This window comes from Barnesiella sp. CU968, from assembly GCF_905219685.1.
In the GTDB taxonomy this organism is placed as follows: domain Bacteria; phylum Bacteroidota; class Bacteroidia; order Bacteroidales; family Muribaculaceae; genus Lepagella; species Lepagella muris_A.
This window is the reverse complement of the sequence record NZ_CAJMXD010000349.1, coordinates 1-3,055: the sequence shown is the minus strand read 5'-3', so window position 1 is coordinate 3,055 and position 3,055 is coordinate 1. Positions and strand designations below refer to the sequence as shown.

Here is a 3,055-nt window from a genome sequence, read left to right as displayed (position 1 = left end):
TTTAAAGACTTTGTTTTAGCCGCGCATCGTTAGTTCCGCTTTGCGAATGCGAACATAGGAACTATGCTCCTTCACCTCAAGAAGAAATCTGCTCCAAGCCTACGTCCCCAAATTCACTTTTATTTTTAAACAAGCTCTAAATAACTATCGTTTAATCAACTGAACAAATAATGCTTGCAGTTGTTGTAACAATAAAAACGGTTCCTTATGGAAAACACTATGTTTAAAATCCCTTATGGGTTATATGTGATCACGGCTAACACAGATGGTCGCGACAATGGATGCATTTCAAATACACTGGGACAGGTTACCGTAACTCCCAATCAGGTATCTCTATGTATAAGCAAAGAGAATCTCACATGCGAGATGATTCAGAAGTCAGGAGTCTTCACGGCTTCAATAATAAGTGAAAAAGCAAGTTTCTCACTTTTCAAACGTTTCGGATTTCAGACAGGCCGACAGGTCGACAAGTTCAAAGATTTCACAGCATGCAGGCGTGTTGCCAACGGTACACTTGCCATAACAGAGGGCACCAACGCATATATCAGTGTCAAGGTCAGCAATACCGTCGATCTCGGCACACATATGATGTTTATCGGTGAAGTGACTGAGATGGAGACTCTGTCAGACGTTCCTTCAGCAACATATTCCTACTATCAGGAATACATCAAGCCCAAGCCCCAGCCTTCGTCCGCATCAAGAAACGGACATACCGTGTGGCGTCGCAAGATATGCGGATTCGAATATGAAGGAGATGAACTTCCCGCAGACTTCATATGCCCTGTCTGCAAACATCCGGCATCCGATTTTGAGAGGGTCGAGATTACAGATAATGTCTCCGATCATCCAACCAATCAATATTCGGGTACTAAGACAGAAAAAAATCTTCAAGAAGCTTTTGCCGGAGAGAGCATGGCTCGAAGCAAATATACATATTTTGCTTCAGTCGCTAAGAAAAACGGCTACGAACAGATTGCAGCCCTGTTCCTTAAGACCGCCGACAATGAAAAAGAGCACGCTGAATTATGGTGTAAGGCTTTGGGAGGCGTAAGCAGTGACACGGCTGTTAATCTGCTTCATGCCGCAGACGGAGAGAATTATGAATGGACAGACATGTATGACCGCTTTGCGAAAGAGGCCGATGAAGAAGGATTCCACAATCTCGCTGAACAATTCCGGGGAGTGGCAGCCATCGAGAAACATCATGAAGAACGCTACAGGGCACTACTCCGTAACGTGGAAGCACATGAGGTGTTCCGGAAAAGTGGTGTCACCGTCTGGGAATGTCGCAACTGCGGACACATTTGCATCGGTACCGAAGCACCGGATGTCTGCCCGGTATGCTTCCACTCACAAAGCTACTTTGAGGTATGTGCTGGAAACTACTGACCGGAAAGGAAGATGCGCCGCTTAAAACAGAAGTTGTCTGAAAGCGAGATAAATAGAATCCTCCGGGAAGGAGATACGCGGTAATTGCCTTGGATGGAGATGAATATTATCCATATGCGGTACCCGTCAACAATGTCTACGATGGAGAGGCAATATAGACAATGTAAGTGGCAAGGAGGCAATCGAGCTCTCGAGACAACGCCAGCCCGAGAAATAAGAAGTTGTTTGGAAATACTCATAACTTTCGCTCTATCTCAGACTTTTGAGAATGATTGTGTTAGCTTTGTCTACGACTGAGGTGTCAAGGCTGGCAAGGTATATCCGTGTGGTCGTTTCAGAATCATGACCCATGCCTTCGCTGATTACCGGCAACGGTATACCCTTGGCTTTGGCAGCGGATGCCCAGCTGTGACGAGCCACATAGAGTGTCAAGGGCATAGCAACACCTACCATTCCCGCGATGATCTTGAGGCTATGGTTGATGTTATATGCGGCATTGCGATAGCAGCTCAGCTCGTTTACCTTGGATTTTCGTATTACGGGTAACAGATAGCCGCATGGATTATCCGGATACCTGTTGAGTATTGTCTGCATTTCTACAGTCCATTTTATTATAAGTTGTTGCCCGGTTTTGCGACGTCGGTATATGATGTAACCGTTTTTAAGATCTGACTTTTTAAGAAACGCCATGTCAACGAAACTCATTCCTCTTAAATAGAAACTCATCAGGAACATATCACGGGCATAATTGAGTGTCGGCTTCAAGGATAAATCCAGTGACTTGATTTTCTTGACAACAGAAAGAGGCAATGCCCGTTTGACAGTCTTGTCTATTCCTGTATAGACTCTGCGGAAGGGATTGCAGTCCTCAATAATGCTGTCTTCCACAGCACGGTTATATACTGCCCTGAGTATACGCATATAAAAAGATATGGTATTAGGCACAACCCCTCTGCTTTTATGCCACGCCTCGTACGATTCAATTATTCCGGGAGTCAGGGAATCAAGCAATATGTCTTTGCCTTGCCGGAATTTTCTAAAACTGTTGAGCGCGGATCTGTAGGTTTCGGATGTGCGGTTCTTATTGCTATGTCTCAAACCTGCTATTACGTTCTCCATATAGTTGAAGAGCGTGTATTCCCTGACATATCGTCTGAACTCTTCTATCAGATCATCTACTGTGTAAGTGAGTACACTTGCATCGAATCTGCTGCCGATTTTTGTCAGTCGCTCCACATCCTTCAGAATACACTCACGGATTGTCTGTATCAACGGTGCGCGTTTTCTTTCAGCTTTTGCCGTTACCATTGATCGTGAGTTATCCCACTCCATCGGTAATACTTTGTATCCGGAAAAAAGTTGTCTCACTTTTCTTTCGTGGATAATCTGATAATAGATTGCACCCTCTCGGTCTTTAGCCGACGGGGATCTGAACTTTACTTTTATAGAAATCATTTATTCTGGAGGTTTTGATTCGCCCAAATATAAGGCAACTCATCATCACTCCATCATCATTCCGGCTTTTGTTTTATCTTATCGGCAGATTCATTTATCCTCTTATACGAGTAAATATATTTCCAGTTTTCGGGAGGTTGCGGGAAATCCGATGACTTGAAGAACTCCCCTGCTTGCGACTGATATTTCTCTGCCTCATAAAAATGACACA

General features: G+C 44.3%; 2 protein-coding genes and 1 pseudogene. 2 read left to right on the top strand and 1 reads right to left on the bottom strand.

Translation table 11 applies throughout. The features are described 5' to 3' along the window. Nucleotides 1-207: 207 nt before the first annotated feature. Both JX312_RS14175 and rbr read left to right on the top strand, forming a co-directional pair. A pseudogene (locus tag JX312_RS14175) lies at nt 208-651 on the top strand (flavin reductase family protein); the annotation flags it as partial. Between the two features lie 63 nt (nt 652-714). After that, a complete protein-coding gene (gene rbr / locus JX312_RS11265; RefSeq protein ID WP_239653899.1) occupies nt 715-1,389 on the top strand; it encodes a rubrerythrin in 675 nt (224 codons plus the stop codon). Between the two features lie 249 nt (nt 1,390-1,638). Here the strand turns inward: rbr and JX312_RS11260 are convergent, their stop codons facing one another. Further along, nucleotides 1,639-2,844, bottom strand: a complete 1,206-nt coding sequence (locus tag JX312_RS11260; RefSeq protein WP_204458063.1) for a site-specific integrase — start codon at nt 2,842-2,844, stop codon at nt 1,639-1,641. Nucleotides 2,845-3,055: the final 211 nt, after the last annotated feature.

Coding starts and splice junctions, on each gene's coding strand:
- JX312_RS11260 (WP_204458063.1), bottom strand. CDS start 2,844: ATGATTTCTATAAAAGTAAAGTTCAGATCCCCGTCGGCTAAAGACCGA.